We start from the raw sequence: 20,367 nt of genomic DNA, 5'->3' as shown, positions 1-20,367 counted from the left end.
GTCCGCCGCCGAAGCGTAGCCAAGCCGCCTGTGGCGTCAACGACGACTCGATTGCCGCACTGCAATTTTCTTTCAATGCGCTAGCTTCAAGGCAACAGAAGCCAGATCGGAAATGCGAGGACGATGACCGTTTTCACCCCTCCCATGCCTCCCCGGCAGACCCGGCCGCTGGGACTGTGGCAGACGGCAAAAGTCCTGCGTCATTCCCCGGTCGAGATCCTGCCGCAGGAGGCTTTTCAGTTCACGCGCATTTCGGCACCCTTTATCGGCCGCACGGTCCATACGCTCTCCGGCCCGGAAGAATTGAAGGCGGTGCTCGCCGACGATCCCGACGCCTGGCGCAAATCGCCCCTGATCCAGCGCATGCTCCGCCCGATCCTCGGCGAGGCGATCCTGACCGCGCACGGCGATTGGTGGAAAGTCCAGCGCAAGGCGATGCAGCCGGGCTTCGTCCGCCAACGCATCCAGGCGCTGGTGCCGCACATGGCGCAGGGCGCCGAGACGGCCGCCGACAGCCTGGCGGCACAGGACCGCGCTGCTGACATTACCCCGGCGCTTAATCACGCGGCTTTGAGTGTGATCGAAGCGGCGCTGTTCACCGATCCGGAGGATTTCGACCGCACCGCTATTCGCGCCGCGATCGAGCGGGTATTTGACGAAACCGGCCGCACGCGCTTCTCCGACCTCCTGCCGCTGCCGGAGAAAACGCCCCGCCTGCTCGGCCCGAAGGCGCGGAAGGCCCGAAAAACCCTGCGCGATGCCGTGATGCGCGAGATCCGTAAGCGCAGGGCTGGGGCTGCGAGCCGCGATGACCTGTTGCAATTACTGCTCGAAGCGCAGGCCGGAGACGGGGCCAGCCTCTCCGACATCGACATCCGCGACAATGTGTTGAGCCTCGTGATCGCCGGTCATGAAACCACCGCCATCGCCATTGGCTGGGCGCTCTACATCCTCGCCAGCCGGCCGGACTGGCAGGACCGCGTCCGTGCCGAGGTCGTGGACGTGGCGGGCGAGGCACCGCTCACGGCCGCGCATTTGCCAAAACTCGTGTTCACCAAACAGATCGTCGACGAAACGTTGCGGCTCTACCCGCCGGCGCCGCTGGTTGGCCGCCAGGCGATCCGCGACACGCAAATCTGCGAGCGCACGGCGAAAAAGGGCGATGTCGCCATCCTCGCCTTCTATGCGCTGCATCGCCATCACCGTTACTGGCCGGAACCCGACCGCTTCGATCCGGAGCGGTTCGCAGCGGAGAACCGCCCGACCGATCCCTGGCTGTTCAAGCCCTTCGGCGGCGGCCCGCGAGCGTGCGTCGGGTCCGGCTTTGCGTTGACCGAGGCGGCGGTGATTCTGGCTACGCTGGAGCGACGGCTGCGCTTTTCGGTGCCGGAAGGCTATGAACCCTATCCGGTGATGACCGTGACCTTGCGGCCGGAAGGCGGTTTGCCGCTGGTGGTGGAGCGGGTTTGAAGCGGGTGTCGGAAACTTCTGAAAACAACTGTCTTCCTCCGGATTGACCGGAGGATCTCGAAGCGTGGGAGGCCCTCCGGTCAAGCCGGAGGGAAACGAGGAAAACTGGAATGCCATCTGCTGCAAGCGGGCGAAGCCATCACGTCTGCGTTTGCCGTAATGGCGCGACAAATGAACAGAATCTCATGTCATTCCGGCGCAAGCCGGGACCCGGAGCGGCGGTGACGTTTGTCCATCCACGCGCGCATTCCGCGCGGCGACGAAGCCGCCGGCAGGTTATCTCCGGTCCTGCAGGCGGAAGTGGTGCAACTGGGTCCGGCTTCTCGTGCCCGCGGACGCGGGTATCGCCGGGATGACGTTTGAGAGGACATGCCGATGGGCCCTATCTTCTCATCCCTACCCTTGAAGGGGAGGACGGGGGCTGCGCGCCGCAGGGTGCCGCAGCAGCACGTGCGATCGGTCTGAAAAAGGCAAGAAAGTGGGGGCTTCTGTTGCCAGGCGCCCCCGGACCCCGCCTGAGCTTGCTATGGGCTCAGGACTTTAAAGCGAGATACTCGCGCCGCATTACGCAGCGAGAGCGACCTCTTCAGCATAGTTGTCATTTGCAACTACTAAGACGGGCATTTAACGGTACCCATGCGGACGAAAGAAACGTCTTTAGCCGTCTGTCGATCCTGATCAGCCCCGTAAGAACCGCCCGGCGCATCGCGCTGGCGGGAAAGTGGTGGAGCTGCCGGGAATCGCACCCGGGTCCAGTCCGGTTATTACACGCACCGTTTATCGTCATAGCTGGCAAGCCAGCACCGCCAATATAGGCATGGCGGGCGTGAATTTGAAGTGAAGAAGTGCGGTCGGCAGGTCCGCAGCTTGTCGGCCGTTCCTGCGAGTCCGCGATGGCGGTTGCCCGATTGGATTTTCTGCCTCACCTTGATTACAACTTGAAATAAAGCGTGGACGTCGTGTCCGAGGCGGAGAGGCTGCGTTGCAGGGTTGGATACCAATAAAGGGCAGCCTGCTTGCCGGCCGTTGCGGCAAGGCTTCGCGTCTGGGCGTGACGGTCTTGTCGCTTCTGTTGGCCACTTTTGGAGGCGCGCCGGCAGCCAGCGAGGAATTTGGGGAGCCGTCGCTGTCCGGCTTGGCAGAGGACATCGCGGCCGAATCGGGCGCGCTCACAGATGCCGCCTGGATCGACCGATTCGCCGCCCGCCTCATCTCGCAATGGGCGCTCGAAATATCCTGCGGCCCTCCCATTGCCGAGCAATTGGCGCGCCGGATTTACGAGGCCGGTCCAGACCGAAACGCCGTGCTGACCATTGTGGACCGCGAGTGGGCTCGCGCACGCTCGCAGTTTGTGGAAGCCCTGCCGGCGAATTATGACCCGGCGGCGATGCGCGCATTTTCCATCGCCACCGCAACAACACTCGACGAAATCGATGTTGGCGGAGGGGAGGGCGGTAACGCGTTGCGGCTGGCTTATTTTCAGGACCAGTTCTGGCGGCGTTGGCGATTTGCGGCCGACGGCCGATTGCCGGTCGATTCAGCGGCCGGCGGCATTGCTGAAATCGTTTTCCTCCTCAATCTGTGCAAGGTCCAGCAGGAAAATGTTGCTTGGATGCGTGGCCAGTTCGAGAGGCATTTCGAACCTGACAATTTCGAGGACAGAACCGCAACCGCTTCTTTCATTATTGCCCTTCACGCCGACCACTTTCCGGACTTTCAGCTTGAGGTGGCGCAATATCTCGCCAGCATCAACCTGCCGGAAGACCATGAACAAGACAGGCTGGCGATGATCGCCCGTCTCGTCGATCGGCGATTGGTCAATCTCGGCGAGCCGCAATTATACGGAACGCTATGGTCGTGTCATTCGGATGACGCCCATCCCCGGAACGGTATTGCCGACCCGGGGGCGCTGGACGACCGGCGCGCGAGCATGGGTTTGATGCCGCTGGCGCAAATCGAACAGCAGCATTCCGACTGGTGCGGACGCATGCAGGCGGAAGAGTCCGCCATCGAAGCTCGCTTTCAATGGTCGGAGTAGCGATTCTTTTAGGGACGAGATGCGGTCTGGAGCCCGGACAGTACCATAATCACGAGCGACCCGGCCGGGCCGCGAGAACAATTGCCGGCAGGTGGTCAGAAAACGTCCATCCCATTGCAGGATGTCGCCCAGGGCTTCTCCGGCGAGCGACAGGAAGGACCGCTCGATACTTTTGCGGGATTGTCCGCACTGTGCGCAGAACGCGCCAAACGGTGGCGCTGCGCAGTTCGCGCACGCAGTTGCATCTGGCGTGTCGTTGTTACGCCGCGTGTCTGTTCTCGAATCCGTCATGCCGCGCGCAGGCTAGCCGCAACTCTTGTCCACTGCGAGACCAGTCAAGCGGAGCAAGCTCGCATCCGCGTGATCAGGGAGAGCCGGGCCCGACGACCTCGCTGGCATCGATGCCGTCGCCGGATCCGGCAAGGGCGATCCAGCGGTCGAGCGCCAGGAGGCGATAGACATCGGCCTGCAGCGCCGGGTCCTGCGCCATGATTTCGTGCGCGTGTGCGAGGTTGTCGGCGCGGATGACGCCCATGGCATGGCTGCCATCGCCGCGATCGAGCGGGCCGCCATGAACCAGCACGCCCTCACTGGCCAGCTGACCCATATAGGCGAAATGGCCAGCCAAATCTTGCTCGAACGGCGCCCGGCCCTCGATCCAGTTCTCGCCGGGGCCGAACTGGAACACGTAATAGGGGCTTTCAAAGCCGGCAAACGGCGCGGCGGTCTCCTGTGCCGCGGCGGCGACCGGTGAAACAATACCCAAGACAAAAAACAGACCTGCGGCCACGCTCCGCAGCCTCCCGGTCGATACCTTCATGATGAACCCTTCATGTCCAGCTTGTCCGAGGCGCAAGCAAAACTGCGATGGCGACGGCGTTCAATGCGTCATTCCGTAACGCGCATCATTCGGTACCAACCCGCCGCGGCCCCTGCGCAGCCCGCGGTTCCGCCGGATGCCACGGTAAAGCCGCTATCCGGCTTTGAGCCAGACTGAAGGTTCAAACCTCCAGAAAAGGAAATACCGCAAAAGCGGTGTTCTTTCCGGCAAGCAGCAGGCGGTGACAAAGCATCACCGCCCCGCCGCTGTTCAGAGCAATGACTAGCCGCCGAACGGCCCGGTCATGCAGAACGCATTCAGCTTGTTACCGTCGGGATCGCGGAAATAGCCGGCATAGAAATTGCCGCCGCGATCGCCGGCCGGGCCTTCGTCCTTGGCGCCCAGCGAGATGGCGAGATTGTAGATCTTGTCCACCTGCTCGGGGCTTTCGCACTGGAAAGCGGCCATCACGCCATTGCCGACGGTTGCCGGATTGCCGTCATAGGGCTTGGTAAGGCCGATTCCGGCCCCGCCGCCCGGCTTTCCCCAGGCAATGAAATTATCGTCGCCCATCATCCGGCCGACACCCAGCTCGCCGCAAAGCTTGTCGTAGAATGCGGCCGCTTTCTGCAGGTCGTTGGTACCCAATGTTACATAACCCAGCATTTGCTTGTTCCCTCTATGTTCTGGTCGCTTCAATCTATCGGAAACCGGCCGGGGTGCAAGCGCGAATCGATCAATTCCGCGTGTGAGCGATGCCCATGGCCCGGCGATGGCGCGCGACGAGCGAGATCAGCACAACCGGCACGGCATGGCCTGCCAGGCCGACCGTCCACCAGAGCGCCGGCCATTTCATGATGAAATAGCCCGTATTGATACTGATGGCGGCGAACACGACCATGCCCATCGCATAACCGACAAGGTGGATGAAAAAGGACAGCCGCAGAGCGGCGGCCGCTTCCGTGCTGCGTTGATCGGCGATCTCCGCGGCCTCGGTTTCCGGATCGATGCACAACGCCATGGCCTCGACATTGAAGGCCGCGGCCAGCGCCGTCAGCGTCTCGCGCGAGGCCGGTTCGCCATTCTCGACGCGCTGCACCGTGCGCACGCCGATGCCGGCCAGCTCGGCCAGATGTTCCTGCGACCAGTGACGCTCTTCACGCCAGCGTTTGATCTTTGCGGTATCGGTCTTGAAAGCCATGAAACACTCCTCGGGCTCGGGTTTTAATCAGACCCGGCCGAAAAGCCAGCAAACGCGGAAACACGCCACGCCAATGGGGCGTCAGTCCCACGTCACGAGCCCGCCAGTGACACGCCGGAGCTCATCCGCGGCGGGCTTCGGAGCCGGAAAATGTAGATGTGGAAAGCCCGGTGATTCCGGGTGCGATCGTTTAACCCGAATCGTTAGAGTATCCGCTCGAAAGGACGGCTTCATGGCGAATGCAGAACAGATCACGGATTTCCGGCCCGACCGCTCCGCCGGATCGGATGTCGAGGCGGCCTATCTCGATCTGCTGGAGGATATTCTGCGCAAAGGCGCGCGGCAGGACGACCGCACCGGCGTCGGCACGCTGTCCGTCTTCGGGCGCCAGCTGCGGTGCGACCTCTCCAAGGGCTTCCCGCTACTGACCACCAAAAAGGTGTTCTTTAAATCCCTCGCCATCGAGCTGTTCTGGTTTTTGCGCGGCGAAACGAATGTCCGCTGGTTGCAGGAACGCGGCGTAAAAATCTGGGATAAATGGGCGGATGAGAATGGCGATCTCGGCCCGGTCTACGGCAAGCAATGGCGCCGCTGGGAAGGGCCCGACGGCACCGAGATCGACCAGCTCACGAACATCATCGAACAGATCCGCACCAATCCGGCCTCGCGGCGGTTGATCGTCTCTGGCTGGAATCCGGCGGATGTGCCCAACATGGCCCTGCCGCCCTGCCACACGCTCTACCAGTTCAATGTCGCGAACGGAAAACTCTCCTGCCAGCTCTATCAGCGCTCGGCGGACATGTTTATCGGCGTGCCCTTCAACATCGCCTCTTATGCGCTGCTGACCCATCTCGTGGCACAGGTCTGCAATCTCGAAGTGGGCGAGTATATTCACACCTTTGGCGACGCTCACATCTATACCAACCACATGGACCAGGTGAGGGAGCAGCTCTCGCGCACGCCGCGCGCCTTACCCCGGTTGACCGTCAATCCCAACAAAACAAACCTCTTCGATTTTGAGTATGATGATGTTGACGTAGAAGGATATGACCCACACCCCTTCATCGAGGCGCCTGTGGCGAAATGACCGGTGTCCGGCTGCCGGCGGTCTTCATTGGGTCGTCTGTCGAGGGGCTGGAAATCGCCCGGGCAATCCAGGAGGAGCTTGAGTACGACGCAGATGTGACGGTCTGGAACCAAGACGTTTTTGATCCGGCGCGGACCACACTGGAAAATCTCGAAGAAAAAATCGATCAATTCGATTTTGCGGTTTTTGTGTTTAGTCGGGATGACGATCTTAAGCGCCGCGGCCAACAAGGACGCACGGTCCGGGACAATGTCATTCTGGAACTTGGTTTGGTGATCGGAAAGCTCGGTCAAAATCGGACGTTTGCTGTCACGCCGCGCGCAGATGCGGAATTGCTCCTGCCGAGTGATTTGAGAGGTTATGAACCCCTGACCTTCAGCGGCAGCCGAAGCGATGGGAACCTGATCGCCGCGGTCGGCGCGGCCTGCAACAAGATCCGGCGGTCTATCCGAACTGCGGTCCAGACGGCCGAGCGTCGAACGTCGGGAAAGAAAGCCATCAGTGAAACCGGGCCGTCGCTAAAGTCATTGTCGTTCGACGACTACAAACGCCTATGGAATTCGGCCGAGCTACTTATGGCGCGGGATGGGCTGCGGGACGGCGTCACACACCCGATCGACGGCGCAACATCGGAACATGTAGCGGCATTTCGCACCGTCTATGCTTTTCTCAACAGCTTGTCTTCGGCCGTGCTCGAAGGCGATATCGACGAAGTTGATGCAAAACGCCTCTTTGCGGAACCGGTGAAATCCGTATGGGCAAATGCCGTTACCTTTTTCGGCCCGGCGAATGACACGGGCGCCTACTGGGACGAGAAAGGCTTGCCAGCAATCGCCTTGGTTGCGCAGAAGTGGAGCGAGTCATGAAAACCGCCCTCGTCGTTGCCGTCGCGAAAAACGGCGTCATCGGCCGGGACGGCGATTTGCCGTGGCGGCTGAAATCCGATCTCAAACTGTTCAAGAAGAACACGCTGGGAAAGCCCGTCATCATGGGCCGCAAGACCTGGGAAAGCCTGCCGGTCAAACCGCTGCCGGGGCGCACCAATATCGTGGTCACCCGCACACCGGGCTATCATGCCGAGAAGGCCATTGTGGTGGGCGATCTCGGCGCCGCTTTCGACGAAGCGCATATCCGCGCCGATATGGATGGGGCCGGTGAGATCTGCGTCATCGGCGGCGCGCAGATATATGCTGCAACCCGCCAGGTCGCGGACCGCATCTATCTGACAGAGGTCGAAGCAGAACCGGAAGGCGATGCCGTGCTGTCACCCTTCGAACCGGCAATATGGAAGGAAGTCCGGAGCGAGTCCTTCCCCGCCGGCCCCGACGACGATCACGCTTTCGTCTATCGCATTCTCGAGCGGCGCTGAACAAACCTCGCCCTGGGGCTCCGGACTTGCCGGCATCCGCTAAGGCGGGCGATCAGGGGATCGATCAATCATGAAAAGATGGACCCATGAGTCGATCCCGGGGGACCCGGTAGCCGGTTTTGCAGTCGGCGGCGGCGGATAATCCGGCGCAGGGGAGGGAAACGGGTCGCACCCGTTCCGCTTGAAACGGCACCGAAACGCGTCCAGATATGCCCCAACATCCGTTTTGATGGAGGAAAACCCCCTCATGCCCTGGAATGACAATGCAGGTGGAGGCGGCGGCGGCCCTTGGGGCTCCGGCGGAAATGGCGGTCGAGACCGCAACAATCCCTGGGGACAAAATGGCGGTGGCGGCGGTGGCCGCGGCGGTCAGGAACCCCCCGATCTAGACGAGCTCGTCGGCAAGCTGCAGGACGGCTTGCGCGGCATGTTCGGTGGCGGCGGATCCGGCCGTTCCGGCAAGTCCGGCGGCAAGGGCGGCGGCATTTTCGGTGCGATCATCATCGCCCTGATCATCGGCTTCGGCGTCATCATCTGGCCGGGCCGGGCGGTCTACCAGGTTCAGCCCGAGCAGGTCGGCGTGGTCATGCGGTTCGGCGAATATGTGCGCACCGCACCGCCGGGCCTGAACCTCAAACTGCCCTGGCCGATCGAAACGGTGGAACTGCCGAATGTGACGGAAACCCGGACGATTTCCATTGGCGCCAACAATGTTGCGGAAAGCCAGATGCTGACCCGCGACGAGAATATCGTCGACATCGCGTTTGAAGTGCAGTGGCGCGTGGATACAGCCAACATTGATGACTTCGTCTTCAATGTCCGCGATCCGGAATCCGCGGTCCGCGCTGTGGCGGAAAGCGCGATGCGCGAAGTCGTGGGCACGTCGGACCTGGTGCCGATCATCACCACGGCCCGTGCCGAGGTGTCCCAGCGCACCCGCGAAGTTATGCAGGAAACGCTCAACGAGTACGAGGCCGGTATCCAGATCCTGCAGGTCAACCTCGAACGATCGCAGGCGCCACAATCGGTGATCGACGCCTTCCGGGACGTCGACTCCGCAGCGCAGGATGCCGAACGGGCGCGGCTCAACGCGACGGCGCATGCCAACCGGGTCATCCCGCAGGCGCGCGGTGAAGCCGCGCAGATTACCCAGCAAGCCCAGGCCTATCGCGACTCCGTGATTGCCCAAGCCCAGGGTGATGCCGACCGCTTCGTGGCGATTTACGACGAGTATGCGCTGGCTCCGGATGTCACCCGGCGGCGCATGTATCTTGAAACCATGGAACAGATCCTCGGCAATTCCGAGCTGATCATCCTCGACCAGGAAGGAAATGCGGTGCCTTATCTTCCGCTTGACCAGCTGGGCCGCAACCGCACGCAGGGAGGTCAGTAATGGGACGCCTCTTCTCGACCATCTCGCTGATCGCCGTCGTCGGTGTGGCGATCGTGCTGTCGCAAAGCGTATACACGGTAAATGAGCGCCAGAGCGCGCTGCTCTTGCAATTCGGTAACCCGGTGCGCGTCGTCAATGCCATCGGCAATGACGAGGCCGGCCTTCACTTCAAGGCGCCCTTCATCACGCAAGTCACGTATTTCGACCGGCGCAATATCGAGTACGACATGCTGCCCGAGGAAATCCAGGCGGCCGACCAGGAACGCCTCGTGGTGGACGCCTTCCTGCGCTATCGCATCGCCAATCCGCTGCGCTTCTATCAGACGGTCCGCAACGAGCAGGGCGCTCGCGGCCGGCTGCGCTCGATCATGAATGACAGCCTGCGCGGCGTAATCGCCTCGATCCCGTCACAGGATGTGATTTCCGGTCAGCGGTCGGCGCTGATGGATCGCGTTCAGAACGCGGTGGAAACTCAGGTGCGGGCCCAGGATCTCGGCATTGAGGTCATCGACGTTCGTATCCTGCGCGCTGACCTTCCGACGACCATCGCCGAGCGGGTCTTCCAGCGGATGCGTTCGGAACGTGAGCAGGAAGCCGCCGGTATCCGCGCCGAAGGCGAGCAGGTGGCTCAGGAAATCCGCGCCGAAGCCGATCGCGACGCGACGATTATCCGGGCGGAAGCGCAAGCCGACGCCCAGCGTTTGCGCGGTGAGGGCGACGGCCGGCGAAACGCCATCTATGCCGAAGCGTATAACCGCGATCCGGAATTCTTCGCCTTCTATCGGTCCATGCTGGCCTATGAAGCGGCGATCCGGACCGGCACCCCGATCGTCATCCCGCCGGATTCCGAATTCTTCGAGTATTTCGGTGCTGAACGCGGGAACCAGTAGGCACAAGCCATGCTGGGTTACATCCTGCTGGGAATTGGCCTGGCGTTGGCGGTCGAAGGCTTGGCCTATGCCGCCGCGCCGGGTGCAATGAAGCGCATGATGGCGGAAGTCCTCAACAGCCCGGCCGGCGCCTTGCGTCTGGCCGGGCTGTTTGCATTGGCGCTGGGCGTTGCCATCGTCGCGCTGGCGCAGCGCTTCATTTAGTTCAACGAATGCACATATTCTTGACGATAACGTCAGCCAGCTTGCTCTGTACGGCGCTTCGCGGCATGACGTTTAAATCCAGTATCCGGAGTCAAAGATGCGCTTATTTGCGGTAATCTCGCTGATTGTATTGATGGCCAACGAGGCCCAAGCCCAGCGATTCCCGGTCGAGGGATTTGCCGATCTCAACGAGCGCCTTTCACCCGCTGTCGTGAATGTTTCAACCGTGCAGCGCATGGGCGATGATGAGGGCAATCTGCCGGATTTTCCGGAGGGATCGCCGCTCGAGCGCTTTAATGAGTTCTTTGGGGACGCCCCCCGCATTGCCAACTCGCTTGGCTCAGGCTTCATCATCGACCCGTCCGGCATTGTCGTCACCAACAATCACGTCATCGACAGTGCTGACGAGATCGAGGTGACGCTGGTCGACGGCCGCACCCTGCCCACCGAACTGGTCGGCCGTGACCCGGATACCGATTTGGCTGTGCTTCAGATCGTTTCGTCCGACGAGGATTTCCCGGCAGTGGCATTCGGGGATTCCGATGCGGCGCGGGTCGGCGACTGGGTCTTCGCGATCGGCAATCCTTTCGGGTTTGGCGGATCGCTGACCCAGGGCGTTATTTCGGCGCGCGGCCGCGAAGCTGGCGGCCAGTATGACGACTACATTCAGACCGACGTGGCGATCAATACCGGCAATTCGGGCGGTCCGCTATTCAATCTCGACGGTGACGTTATCGGTGTGAACACGCTGATCTACTCACCGACCGGAACCAGTGTCGGCATTAGTTTTTCGATACCCTCGACCATCGCAGAGCACGTGGTCGGGCAACTCATCGAATATGGCGAAACCCGCCGCGGTTATCTCGGCTTGAGCGCCCAGCGTATCACCTCGGAGATCGCCGAGAGCATCGGTATGGACCGCCCGCGTGGCGCGCTGGTGCGGAACGTCGCGTCTGGCGGTCCGGCCGACGAAGCCGGTATTGAGATCGGCGACATCGTCTTGCGTTTCGACGGCTTCGAGATCGCCGACGACCGGGTTCTCTCGCGCCTGGCCGCGGAGTCCGAAATCGGCCGCGACGTCCAAATCGAAGTGCTGCGGCGTGGCGAAAGCCGAACGCTGACAGCGACGATCGCGCGCCGTGTGGAAAACCGGCGGGAAGCCGGCACGCCGGCTCCGACGCCAAGTGACGATGTCGCCTCTGGTCAGATTTTTGGCCTGACGCTGGCCGAACTCAATCCCGCCTCGCGCCGCCGGTTCCGCGTGCATCCCGATGCCGAGGGCGTGCTCATTGTCGCGGTCGATCCATTAAGCGATGCCGCCGGCAAAGCCCGCGCCGGCGACGTCATCGAGGAGATTGCCTATACGCGCGTCGAGACGCTGGCGGCGGCCACCGCGCTGCTCGAAGAATACGACGATGGCGAGGTGGCCCTGTTCCAGCTCAATCGCGGCGGGCAGTTCGTCTTCCAGTCGATCCGCCGGTGAGCACCGGAGCCGCGAGTATCATCCTGCTGGCCGGGCCGACGGCGTCGGGCAAGACCGGTCTTTCGATAAGGCTGGCAAAAGCCGTCGATGGCGAGATCGTCAATGCCGATTCCATGCAGCTCTATGCGGACCTGCAAATCCTGTCCGCACGTCCCGGCACGGACGAGCAAGGCGGCGTACCACACCATATCTTTGGCGTGCTGGACGCGGCCGAGCGCGCCTCGGTGGGCTGGTGGCAGCGCCAGGCTCTATCCCTGATTCAAGAGATTCGTGCCCGCGGCCGCCGGCCGATCCTGGTCGGTGGTACCGGCCTCTATTTCGAAGCCCTGACACGAGGCCTGGCCGAAATGCCGGAGATTTCCGCTGAAACGCGGGCGAAAACCGATGAAATTGCCGCCGGGGGTAATGGTCCCCTTCAAGAAGCGGCACGGAATTTTGACGCGGCCGCGACCGAGCGTATTGACGCCAATGACCTGCAACGGCTCCGCCGGATCGTCGAGATCGGGTTGCAAACCGGTCAACCGATCACAGCCTTTCAGGCTGACACCGCGCCGCCGCTGGCGGCCGGCGACTGGACCGGGCTGGTAACGGACATCGACCGCGCCGAGCTTTATCGCCGGATTGAGGCGCGCTTCGACGCGATGATAGCGGCCGGCGCTCTCGACGAAGCGCGCACGCTTGCCGATCGGGATCTGGATCCGGATCTGCCGGCGATGAAGGCCATCGGCGTGCCACCGCTGATCGCGTTTATTCGCGGTGAATTGGATATGGCAGATGCCATCTCCCAGGCCAAGCAGGACAGCCGCCGCTACGCTAAGCGCCAGCTGACCTGGTTCCGCAACCGCATGGCGGGTTGGCCCCGTGTCACCTTTCCGTATCGTCAGACAGATATCGACAATGTGATTTTCCGTCTCGGGAATTGCCGCGGATAGTCGGGCAGCCGAAGCCGGGGAAATGCCGATGACTGTTTCGCTTCTGGTCGCAGGCGTGCTGGCCATGACGGCCGCGCAAGTTGTCGACAGCGCTGTCGAAGGGGCAATGCAAGCCGACCGCGATTTTGCCGCCTATGCGGCGCAACACGGCGTGGCCGCGGGATTTCGCCGCTATGCGACGGATGATGCGCGGCTGATCCAGCCCAATACCGATGACATTGTTGGTCCGGATGCGATCTATGCGGCGCGCGAGGGCGCCACCGGATTGCTGCATTGGGAACCGCGTGGCGGCTATGCCGGCGCAGCCGGCGATTTCGCCGTGACTTATGGGGACTGGAGCTATCACCCCGATGCAGAACGCGACAGCCCGCCGAGCGCGACGGGCAACTATGTTTCCGTCTGGCGTCTGACTGGCGATGGCTGGCGCTATGTGCTCGACACGGGAAACGTGAATACGCCGCCGCCAGACCTCGGTCCTGACTAGCGCGCTCGCTTGCGACTTCGCGCTTTTTGGCTAGGTTTGCCGCAGTGCAAAACGGACAGGAGCGCGAATCCGATGGCTTTCAAGCCCGTCAAGGAACGGCCGTATGGCGAACCGAAGTCTGTGGTCGCCGCCCTGTTCGAGGAAGCCGGCGGCGTTCCGGCGGTGATGGAACTTCTCGAATTGTCCCGGACCCGCGTTTACGCGCTGGCCGATCCGGATTCGAGCAATGAAATCTCCTATGCCCGCATTGCGCGCCTGACAGAAGCGACGGGAGCGACTGCGGCGGCCAAGGATCTGGCCTATCTGGCCGGCGGTATTTTCATGCCGCTGGACGAATCCGATGATGCCAACTGGCTGGCCCTGGCCGGCGAAGCCAGCCGCAAGCACGCCCGCAATATCGCGGCGCTTATGGATTCCTTGAGCGAAACCGAGCGCTCGCCTGGCGAGATCGACGAACAGGAAGCGCGCGAAATCCTGAAAGTGCTGGACCAGCAGTTGGCGGTTTTGGCGCGGCAGCGCTCGAAACTGGCGCGCATCGCCGCCGGTGAGCCTGATCCGGATGCCCGCCCGCGTGGGTCAAACGATTGATCGCCCTGGCCGCCATGATATGGGGCGGCTTGAAACCCCCGCGGCCTGAATGATGAACCGTTTCGTACATTTCATTTTGAACATGGATGCCCGTGCCCAGCGGGCCGCCATGGTGTCGCTGATGCTGTTGGCCTCGGTGGCCATGGTGTTCGTGTTCGGCAAGATGTTTTTCGATGCCAGCGCGGACGATCTCGGCCAGGTCTTTGCGGCCACGGCGAGCCAGTGGTACGCGCTGCCACTGACCATTCTGGTCTACATACTCATGTCGCTGTTCGGCGCGCCGCAATTCGTGCTGATGGCCGCGACCATGGTCGCCTTCGGCCCCGTCTACGGCTTTGCCTATGCCTGGATCGCCACGCTGTGTTCCGCATCTGTCAATTTCTGGATGGGCCGGAGCTTTGGGGCCGATCTCCTGAAGCGGTTCGGCGGCGACTGGATGAACCGCGCCGCGGAATTCGTGGGCCGTAACGGCCTGTTCGCCAGCGCCTTTGTCCGCATCGTGCCGTCCGGCCCGTTCATCGTGGTCAACATGGCCTTCGGCGCTTCGCGCACCCCTTATTGGGCATTCATCATTGGGGCGGCACTGGGCACAGCGCCTAAAATCCTTGTCGTCGGGCTGACCGGGCAAAGCCTTTTGACGCTTTTGTCGGGCCAGAATCTGTTGCTGGCCGGCGGTTTGCTGGTCGCCGCTCTGGTGATCTGGATCGCCATCATGCTGGTGGCACGGCGCCGCCTGCCGCAGCCTGAGGAAACCGAAGAAGAGGCTTGACGCGTGGCTGCAAAGCCGCGCTTGCAATCCGCGCGGCACCGTCGCACAAGGGTATCCCACAACAACAGGATCGCCTTTCCGGCGAAAGCAGAAACGACGCGCGCCCATGTTCAACAGTGTCTTCGGACTCCTTTCGGCCGATATCGCCATCGACCTCGGTACGGCCAACACGCTGGTCTATGTGAAAGGCCGCGGCGTCGTCCTGAACGAGCCGTCAGTGGTGGCCTACAAGGTCGAAAAGGGCCGCAAGCACGTCCAGGCGGTCGGCGCCGAAGCCAAGATGATGCTCGGCAAGACGCCGGGCAATGTGGAAGCCATCCGGCCGATGCGCGACGGTGTGATCGCCGATTTTGACGTCGCCGAGGAAATGATCCGCTACTTCGTGCGCAAGGTGCACAACCGCCAGAGCTTTGTGTCACCGCAAGTGGTGATTTGCGTCCCGTCGGGCGCCACCGCGGTCGAGCGTCGCGCGATTCACGAGTCTGCGCGCCTGGCCGGCGCCCGCAAAGTGTTTCTGATCGACGAACCGATGGCCGCGGCTGTCGGGGCCGGCTTGCCGATCGATGAGCCGACAGGATCGATGATCGTCGACATTGGCGGTGGCACCACCGAAGTCGCTGTCATGTCCTTGTCCGGGATTGTCTATTCACGTTCGGTCCGCGTCGGCGGCGACAAGATGGACGAAGCCATCATCAACTATATCCGCCGTTCGGCGAACCTTCTGATCGGCGAGACATCGGCCGAGCGGATCAAGAAGGAAATCGGGTCCGCCATGCCGCCGCCGAAAGGCGAGGGGCTGTCGCTAGAGATCAAGGGTCGCGACCTGATGAATGGCGTGCCGCGCGAAATCGCGGTCACCGAGGCGATGATTGCCGACGCGCTCTCCGAACCCGTCGAACAGATCGTTGAAGCCGTCAAACAGGCCTTGGAGGCAACACCGCCGGAACTGGCCGCCGATATTGTCGACAAGGGCATTGTGCTGACCGGTGGCGGAGCGCTCTTGCGCAATCTCGACACCGAGCTGCGCGAGCGCACCGGCCTGCCCGTCAGCCTCGCCGACGAACCCTTGTCCTGCGTGGTCATGGGCTGCGGCAAGGCGGTGGAAAACCTTAGGACTTGGCGGCCTATCCTGTCCGAGGCAGTTTAATCCTCGAGCGTTGAAAAAGGAGCATCGCCTTGGCGATCGGCGGATCCTCCAGGCGAAATGATGACGGCGATGTCCGCTATTCGCGGACATTCACCGTCGCCCTCTTCATATTGACCATCCTGCTGATTGCGTTCGATCGCCCCCAGGACCGTCCGCCGCTGCTGGCAAACATCCGCTCCACCATCACCGATCTCTCGGCGCCTTTGCTGGACCTCGCGGCAGCGCCGGTCCGCGGGATCAGCAATATCGGGCCCTACTGGCGTCGACAGGCGGGTCTGGCCCAAGAAAATGCCGGGCTTCGCCGCCGGCTCGACGAGACCCGTTACTGGCGGGATCTGGCGATGCAGTTGCGCGACCAGATTGAGCTCTATGAGCAGGCGCTGAATGTCGATACGCCGGCCACCAATGCGCGCGTCGGCGCCTGGACGCTGGGCGATACGGACGGTCCCTTCGTCCAGTCGAGGTTGATCGGCGCAGGCACGCGGCGCGGCGTTGAGGATGGCGATCCGGTGCTCAATGTCTACGGCATGATCGGCCGCATCGTGGAAACCGGCGAGGTGTCTGCACGCGTCCTGATGCTGACCGACCTCAACAGCCGCATCCCGGTGATGGCCGATCGCTCGAACGCCCGCGCGGTGCTGGTCGGCGACAACTCACCCTATCCGCGGCTCGAATTTCTCGCCCGTGACGCCGATCTGGAAGATGGCGACCGCATCGTCACATCCGGCGACGATGGCGGCATGCCGCGGGGCCTGCCGATCGGTCTCGCCCAGCGTGACCGGCAAGGCCGCTGGCGCGTCCGGCTGTTTTCCGATCAGGCGCCGATCGATTTCGTCTGGGTGTTTCCCTACGAAGCGGTCGGAGCGCCGGACGTGCCTCTGCCCACTATTCCTGTGGAGACGCAGGCAGCCCCGGACCCGGCCGGCGACAGTGAGCCCGCAGCCAATCAGACGGCGGAGGCCGGGCCATGAGGCCATCGATGGAATCGCGCCCGCCTTACGGGCTGATGATCTGGGCGGTGATCAGCCTGATGTTGTCCCTGGCATTCTATGCCGCACCATTACGCATCGCTGGCGGCCCGGACCTGATGCCGATGCTGCCGCTGATCGCTCTGTTCATCTGGTCGACCATCCGGCCTCGCTTTATCCCGCCGGTCGTCATCTTCATCGTCGGCATCCTCCAGGATGTCTTGTCAGGCGGTGTTATGGGCGTCTGGGCGCTGGCCTATCTCACCGCCATGACGATCACCCGCAACCGCGACGAGGATGGCCCGACCCGTGAGATCGGACCGGTCTGGATTCGCTTTCTGGTAACGCTGGTGATTGCGGTGCCGGTGGCTTGGGCGGCCGGCAGTTTTGCCATCGGACAGATGGCCCCTGTCCGGCCGCTCTTGATCGAGTCCGTCGCATCTGGCCTGATGTTTCCCTTGATCGCCCTTTTGTTTGTCCGCCGCCGCAATTTGCGGGGCGCTTTCGGGTCGTGACGCGATGAAATCCGACCGTCAGGAACAGCAACTCAGATTTACCCGGCGCGCCCTGATGATGGGCGCGGGCGGCGCTGTTACCTTCATGGCGCTGGGTGCACGGTTGCACCAATTGCAGGTCATCGAGACCGAGCGCTACCGGCTGTTGTCCGAGGACAACCAGTTCAACTTCCTCCTGACACCGCCATCCCGCGGCCGCATCCTCGATCGTTTCGGCGTGCCGGTGGCCGAAAATCGCGATAGCTATCGCGTCGTGATGATCCCCGAGCAGGCCGGCGACGCCGAAGCCGCGCTCGACCGGCTGGGGCAGATCATCAGCATCACCCCCGAACAGCGCGAACGTATTCTGGCCAATGTCCGCCGCTCCGTCAGTTTCCGCCCGGTCACCATCCGCGATGATCTCGACTGGCGCAGCTTTGCCGCGATCAATCTGCATACGCCAGAGCTTCCCGGCATTATTCCGGACGTGGTGGAAGTGCGCGATTATCCATCGGCCGCGTCTTTTGCGCATATTCTCGGATACGTCCAACCTGCACCTGAAAACGTGGCGGGAAACGACCCGCTGCTGCGCCATCCCGGCTTCCGGATCGGACGGACCGGGGCCGAAGCCGCCCGCGAGGAAACGCTGCGCGGTGAACGCGGTTCTTTGAAGGTCGAGGTGAACGCCTTTGGCCGCGTCATCCGCGAATTGCCGGACCAATCCGTCCCGGCGACGCCCGGCCAGGACGTGCAGCTGACAATTGATGCCGAGGTTCAGCGCTTCGCCCACGAGCGCCTCGAAGGAGAAAGCGCCGCCGCGGTCGCGATGGATGTCGAGAATGGCGATCTTCTGGCGCTGGTCTCCACCCCGGGGTTTGACCCGAACCTGTTCGTCACCGGTATTTCCCACGCCGACTTCAACGCATTGAATCAGAACGAATACCGCCCGCTTTATAACAAGGCGCTGCAGGGCACTTATCCGCCCGCCTCGACATTCAAGGCGGTCGTTGCGCTGGCCGCGCTGGAAGCCGGTGTCGTACGTCCCGAAGAACGCTTCACTTGCCGCGGCAGCATTCCGTTCGGCGATCGCGATTTCCATTGCTGGCGGCGCGAAGGTCACGGCCGGGTCAATCTGCGCGACGCGGTCATCACATCCTGCGATGTCTATTTCTACGAGATCGCGCAACGGCTGGGGATCGACCGGATCGCCGAGGCCGCGCGCCGTTTCGGGCTTGGCAGCGCCCCGGATATCGGGTTGTCTGGCGTCTCGGCGGGCATTGTGCCCGACCCGCAATGGAAGCTGTCGACCTATGGCCGCCCGTGGGCCGGCGGTGAAACCCTGATCACAGCGATCGGGCAGGGGGCCATGCTGACCTCGCCCCTGCAGATGGCCCTGATGACGGCGCGGCTCGCTTCGGGCCGCACGGTCTCCCCGCGTCTTTATCGCGATCAGCCCATCGATCGCGGCGAACCGCTGGCGGTGAATGCCGCCAATCTCGATCTCGTCCGGGACGGTCTTCGGGCCGTCGTCCACGAACCCGCCGGTACGTCATACTACTCGCTGGGCGGGCTGGGGGTTCCCGGCATTGAAATGGCCGGCAAGACCGGTACCGCGCAGGTCTATTCGATCACGCGCGCCGAAAGAGAGGCCGGTGTGCGCACCCAGGACGAATTGCCCTGGCGATTGCGCGATCATGGCATGTTTATCTGCTACGCGCCGGCCGACCGCCCGCGTTACGCAGTAGCAACCGTGGTCGAACATGGCGGCGGCGGATCGCGTGCCGCGGCACGGCCCGCGCGCGACATTCTCCGCCTGCTGATCGAGCGCGATCCCGCATCGGCCGGACCCTTCGTAGCGATGAATAATGGACGGGAGCCCGCCTGATGGCTGTCTTCCGCGAAACCGTCCCGCGTACCTTCCAGGAAAAGCTGTTCGAGCTGAACTGGAGCATTGTCTTGCTCCTGCTGCTGCTCGGCACGGTTGGGGTCGCGATGCTCTATTCCGCCGCGGAAGGCCAGTGGAATCCCTGGGCCAGCCGCCATCTCGCGCGCTTCAGCGTCGGCGTCGCCGTCATGCTGGCCGTTGCGTTGTTTCCGCCGCGCTTCTGGATGGGCATGGCCTATCCGATCTATTTCGGGGCTTTGGGCCTGCTGGTCGGCGTTGAGGTGCTGGGCGTCACCATCAATGGCGCGCAGCGCTGGCTCGATCTCGGGCCCGTGCGCATGCAGCCCTCCGAAATCATGAAGATCGCGCAGGTGCTGGCGCTCGCGCGCTTCTATCACGACCTGCCGCCTGACAAGATCAACTCGCCTTATGGCTTGCTGGTCCCGGCCTTGCTGATCGGCGCACCGGTCGCGCTGATCCTCAACCAGCCCGACCTCGGCACGGCCGTACTGGTGGCGGTGACCGGCGGCGCCATCGTCTTCCTGGCGGGATTGAGCTGGCGCATCATCATCGGCGGTATCATCGCCGCCGCGATTGCCATTCCCGCCTTCCTGCGTTTCGGCCTGGAAGACTATCAGCGCCAACGCATCCTCACCTTCCTGAATCCGGAAGCCGATCCGCAGGGCGCCGGCTATCACATCATCCAGTCCAAGATTGCGCTCGGTTCCGGCGGCCTGACGGGGCGCGGTTTCGTCCAGGGCACGCAAACCCAGCTGAATTTCCTCCCGGAAAAACAGACCGACTTCATCTTCACCATACTCGGCGAGGAATTCGGCCTGATCGGCGCGCTGGCGGTGCTGGCGCTTTACGCGCTCGTACTCGCCAATGCCGTGGCCATTGCCGCCTCGTGCAAATCCGTCTTCTTGCGCCTGACGGTCATGGGAATCGTGACGACCCTCGCGCTCTACATCTTCATCAATGTCGGCATGGTCACCGGAATGTTGCCCGTGGTCGGCGTGCCGTTGCCGCTCATCTCCTATGGCGGGACCGTGATGATGGCCGTGCTCTTCGGGTTCGGGCTGATCCTCGGCGCGCACATTCACCGCAACGCCGATCCGCCGCGCGGAGCCGGCTTGTTCGGTTAA

General features: G+C 62.7%; 21 protein-coding genes and 1 other RNA gene. 18 read left to right on the top strand and 4 right to left on the bottom strand.

Going from position 1 to position 20,367, the window contains the following annotated elements:
- Nucleotides 1–123: 123 nt before the first annotated feature.
- A complete protein-coding gene (locus tag ACO08C_RS03175; RefSeq protein WP_421787479.1) occupies nt 124–1,470 on the top strand; it encodes a cytochrome P450 in 1,347 nt (448 codons plus the stop codon).
- Nucleotides 1,471–1,947: 477 nt separating this feature from the next.
- On the opposite strand, the gene ssrA is transcribed toward ACO08C_RS03175, so the two are convergent.
- Nucleotides 1,948–2,311, bottom strand: a transfer-messenger RNA (tmRNA) gene (ssrA, locus tag ACO08C_RS03170).
- Between the two features lie 141 nt (nt 2,312–2,452).
- On the opposite strand from ssrA, the gene ACO08C_RS03165 reads away from it, so the two are divergent.
- Entirely contained in the window at nt 2,453–3,508 is a 1,056-nt protein-coding gene (locus ACO08C_RS03165; protein WP_421787477.1) for a DUF6624 domain-containing protein, read from the top strand.
- A 364-nt stretch (nt 3,509–3,872) separates the two neighbouring features.
- On the opposite strand, the gene ACO08C_RS03160 is transcribed toward ACO08C_RS03165, so the two are convergent.
- The 3 genes from ACO08C_RS03160 to ACO08C_RS03150 form a co-directional block, all read right to left on the bottom strand.
- Nucleotides 3,873–4,328: a YciI family protein gene (locus tag ACO08C_RS03160; protein ID WP_421787475.1), complete on the bottom strand. Its 456-nt coding sequence runs from the start codon at nt 4,326–4,328 to the stop codon at nt 3,873–3,875.
- Nucleotides 4,329–4,610: 282 nt separating this feature from the next.
- Nucleotides 4,611–4,994, bottom strand: a complete 384-nt coding sequence (locus tag ACO08C_RS03155) for a VOC family protein (RefSeq protein WP_421787473.1) — start codon at nt 4,992–4,994, stop codon at nt 4,611–4,613.
- A 70-nt stretch (nt 4,995–5,064) separates the two neighbouring features.
- On the bottom strand, nt 5,065–5,529 hold the full coding sequence (locus tag ACO08C_RS03150; RefSeq protein ID WP_421787471.1) for a helix-turn-helix domain-containing protein: 465 nt from the start codon (nt 5,527–5,529) through the stop codon (nt 5,065–5,067).
- Between the two features lie 232 nt (nt 5,530–5,761).
- Between ACO08C_RS03150 and ACO08C_RS03145 the strand changes: the two genes are divergently transcribed.
- From ACO08C_RS03145 to rodA, 16 genes are all read left to right on the top strand, one after another.
- A complete protein-coding gene (locus ACO08C_RS03145) occupies nt 5,762–6,616 on the top strand; it encodes a thymidylate synthase (protein ID WP_421787469.1) in 855 nt (284 codons plus the stop codon).
- Nucleotides 6,613–7,482 carry a TIR domain-containing protein gene (locus ACO08C_RS03140; RefSeq protein WP_421787467.1) on the top strand — a complete coding sequence of 290 codons (870 nt, stop codon included), beginning with the start codon at nt 6,613–6,615 and terminating at the stop codon, nt 7,480–7,482. The genes ACO08C_RS03145 and ACO08C_RS03140 overlap by 4 nt, the downstream gene beginning before the upstream one ends.
- Nucleotides 7,479–7,985 (top strand): dihydrofolate reductase, encoded by a 507-nt coding sequence (locus ACO08C_RS03135; protein WP_421787465.1) that lies wholly within the window; start codon nt 7,479–7,481, stop codon nt 7,983–7,985. Before ACO08C_RS03140 ends, ACO08C_RS03135 begins: the two co-directional genes overlap by 4 nt.
- 247 nt (nt 7,986–8,232) lie before the next feature.
- The gene (gene hflK / locus ACO08C_RS03130; protein ID WP_421787463.1) at nt 8,233–9,378 is read left to right on the top strand and encodes an FtsH protease activity modulator HflK; all 1,146 of its coding nucleotides are present in this window, start codon (nt 8,233–8,235) and stop codon (nt 9,376–9,378) included.
- Entirely contained in the window at nt 9,378–10,268 is an 891-nt protein-coding gene (gene hflC, locus ACO08C_RS03125) for a protease modulator HflC (protein WP_421787461.1), read from the top strand. The genes hflK and hflC overlap by 1 nt, the downstream gene beginning before the upstream one ends.
- Before the next feature lie 9 nt (nt 10,269–10,277).
- Nucleotides 10,278–10,472 (top strand): DUF2065 domain-containing protein, encoded by a 195-nt coding sequence (locus ACO08C_RS03120; protein ID WP_421787459.1) that lies wholly within the window; start codon nt 10,278–10,280, stop codon nt 10,470–10,472.
- Nucleotides 10,473–10,569: 97 nt separating this feature from the next.
- Nucleotides 10,570–11,955, top strand: a complete 1,386-nt coding sequence (locus ACO08C_RS03115; RefSeq protein WP_421787457.1) for a Do family serine endopeptidase — start codon at nt 10,570–10,572, stop codon at nt 11,953–11,955.
- Nucleotides 11,952–12,887, top strand: coding sequence for a tRNA (adenosine(37)-N6)-dimethylallyltransferase MiaA (gene miaA / locus ACO08C_RS03110; protein WP_421787455.1), 936 nt, complete (start codon nt 11,952–11,954; stop codon nt 12,885–12,887). The genes ACO08C_RS03115 and miaA overlap by 4 nt, the downstream gene beginning before the upstream one ends.
- 28 nt (nt 12,888–12,915) lie before the next feature.
- Nucleotides 12,916–13,371 carry a YybH family protein gene (locus ACO08C_RS03105; RefSeq protein ID WP_421787453.1) on the top strand — a complete coding sequence of 152 codons (456 nt, stop codon included), beginning with the start codon at nt 12,916–12,918 and terminating at the stop codon, nt 13,369–13,371.
- Nucleotides 13,372–13,443: 72 nt separating this feature from the next.
- Nucleotides 13,444–13,959: a hypothetical protein gene (locus ACO08C_RS03100; RefSeq protein ID WP_421787451.1), complete on the top strand. Its 516-nt coding sequence runs from the start codon at nt 13,444–13,446 to the stop codon at nt 13,957–13,959.
- Nucleotides 13,960–14,011: 52 nt separating this feature from the next.
- The gene (locus ACO08C_RS03095) at nt 14,012–14,728 is read left to right on the top strand and encodes a TVP38/TMEM64 family protein (protein ID WP_421787449.1); all 717 of its coding nucleotides are present in this window, start codon (nt 14,012–14,014) and stop codon (nt 14,726–14,728) included.
- A gap of 106 nt (nt 14,729–14,834) precedes the next feature.
- Nucleotides 14,835–15,875, top strand: coding sequence for a rod shape-determining protein (locus ACO08C_RS03090; protein WP_421787448.1), 1,041 nt, complete (start codon nt 14,835–14,837; stop codon nt 15,873–15,875).
- Between the two features lie 29 nt (nt 15,876–15,904).
- Complete coding sequence (gene mreC, locus ACO08C_RS03085; RefSeq protein ID WP_421787446.1) at nt 15,905–16,846, top strand: rod shape-determining protein MreC; 942 nt, start codon at nt 15,905–15,907, stop codon at nt 16,844–16,846.
- On the top strand, nt 16,843–17,358 hold the full coding sequence (gene mreD / locus ACO08C_RS03080) for a rod shape-determining protein MreD (protein WP_421787444.1): 516 nt from the start codon (nt 16,843–16,845) through the stop codon (nt 17,356–17,358). Before mreC ends, mreD begins: the two co-directional genes overlap by 4 nt.
- 4 nt (nt 17,359–17,362) lie before the next feature.
- Nucleotides 17,363–19,222, top strand: coding sequence for a penicillin-binding protein 2 (gene mrdA / locus ACO08C_RS03075; protein WP_421787442.1), 1,860 nt, complete (start codon nt 17,363–17,365; stop codon nt 19,220–19,222).
- On the top strand, nt 19,222–20,367 hold the full coding sequence (gene rodA / locus ACO08C_RS03070; protein WP_421787441.1) for a rod shape-determining protein RodA: 1,146 nt from the start codon (nt 19,222–19,224) through the stop codon (nt 20,365–20,367). The genes mrdA and rodA overlap by 1 nt, the downstream gene beginning before the upstream one ends.

The organism is Hyphobacterium sp., from assembly GCF_965229905.1.
Taxonomy (GTDB): Bacteria; Pseudomonadota; Alphaproteobacteria; order Caulobacterales; family Maricaulaceae; genus Hyphobacterium.
Note: the sequence above shows the minus strand (reverse complement) of the source record. Positions and strands in the feature narration are given on the sequence as shown.

Excerpts from the sequence above, each read along its gene's own strand:
- ACO08C_RS03105 (WP_421787453.1), top strand. The coding sequence starts at position 12,916 with ATGACTGTTTCGCTTCTGGTCGCAGGCGTGCTGGCCATGACGGCCGCG.
- ACO08C_RS03175 (WP_421787479.1), top strand. The coding sequence starts at position 124 with ATGACCGTTTTCACCCCTCCCATGCCTCCCCGGCAGACCCGGCCGCTG.
- ACO08C_RS03140 (WP_421787467.1), top strand. The coding sequence starts at position 6,613 with ATGACCGGTGTCCGGCTGCCGGCGGTCTTCATTGGGTCGTCTGTCGAG.
- ACO08C_RS03155 (WP_421787473.1), bottom strand. The coding sequence starts at position 4,994 with ATGCTGGGTTATGTAACATTGGGTACCAACGACCTGCAGAAAGCGGCC.
- ACO08C_RS03150 (WP_421787471.1), bottom strand. The coding sequence starts at position 5,529 with ATGGCTTTCAAGACCGATACCGCAAAGATCAAACGCTGGCGTGAAGAG.
- rodA (WP_421787441.1), top strand. The coding sequence starts at position 19,222 with ATGGCTGTCTTCCGCGAAACCGTCCCGCGTACCTTCCAGGAAAAGCTG.
- hflC (WP_421787461.1), top strand. The coding sequence starts at position 9,378 with ATGGGACGCCTCTTCTCGACCATCTCGCTGATCGCCGTCGTCGGTGTG.
- hflK (WP_421787463.1), top strand. The coding sequence starts at position 8,233 with ATGCCCTGGAATGACAATGCAGGTGGAGGCGGCGGCGGCCCTTGGGGC.
- ACO08C_RS03135 (WP_421787465.1), top strand. The coding sequence starts at position 7,479 with ATGAAAACCGCCCTCGTCGTTGCCGTCGCGAAAAACGGCGTCATCGGC.
- ACO08C_RS03145 (WP_421787469.1), top strand. The coding sequence starts at position 5,762 with ATGGCGAATGCAGAACAGATCACGGATTTCCGGCCCGACCGCTCCGCC.
- ACO08C_RS03115 (WP_421787457.1), top strand. The coding sequence starts at position 10,570 with ATGCGCTTATTTGCGGTAATCTCGCTGATTGTATTGATGGCCAACGAG.
- ACO08C_RS03120 (WP_421787459.1), top strand. The coding sequence starts at position 10,278 with ATGCTGGGTTACATCCTGCTGGGAATTGGCCTGGCGTTGGCGGTCGAA.
- ACO08C_RS03090 (WP_421787448.1), top strand. The coding sequence starts at position 14,835 with ATGTTCAACAGTGTCTTCGGACTCCTTTCGGCCGATATCGCCATCGAC.
- ACO08C_RS03160 (WP_421787475.1), bottom strand. The coding sequence starts at position 4,328 with ATGAAGGTATCGACCGGGAGGCTGCGGAGCGTGGCCGCAGGTCTGTTT.
- ACO08C_RS03100 (WP_421787451.1), top strand. The coding sequence starts at position 13,444 with ATGGCTTTCAAGCCCGTCAAGGAACGGCCGTATGGCGAACCGAAGTCT.
- mrdA (WP_421787442.1), top strand. The coding sequence starts at position 17,363 with ATGAAATCCGACCGTCAGGAACAGCAACTCAGATTTACCCGGCGCGCC.
- ACO08C_RS03095 (WP_421787449.1), top strand. The coding sequence starts at position 14,012 with ATGAACCGTTTCGTACATTTCATTTTGAACATGGATGCCCGTGCCCAG.
- mreD (WP_421787444.1), top strand. The coding sequence starts at position 16,843 with ATGAGGCCATCGATGGAATCGCGCCCGCCTTACGGGCTGATGATCTGG.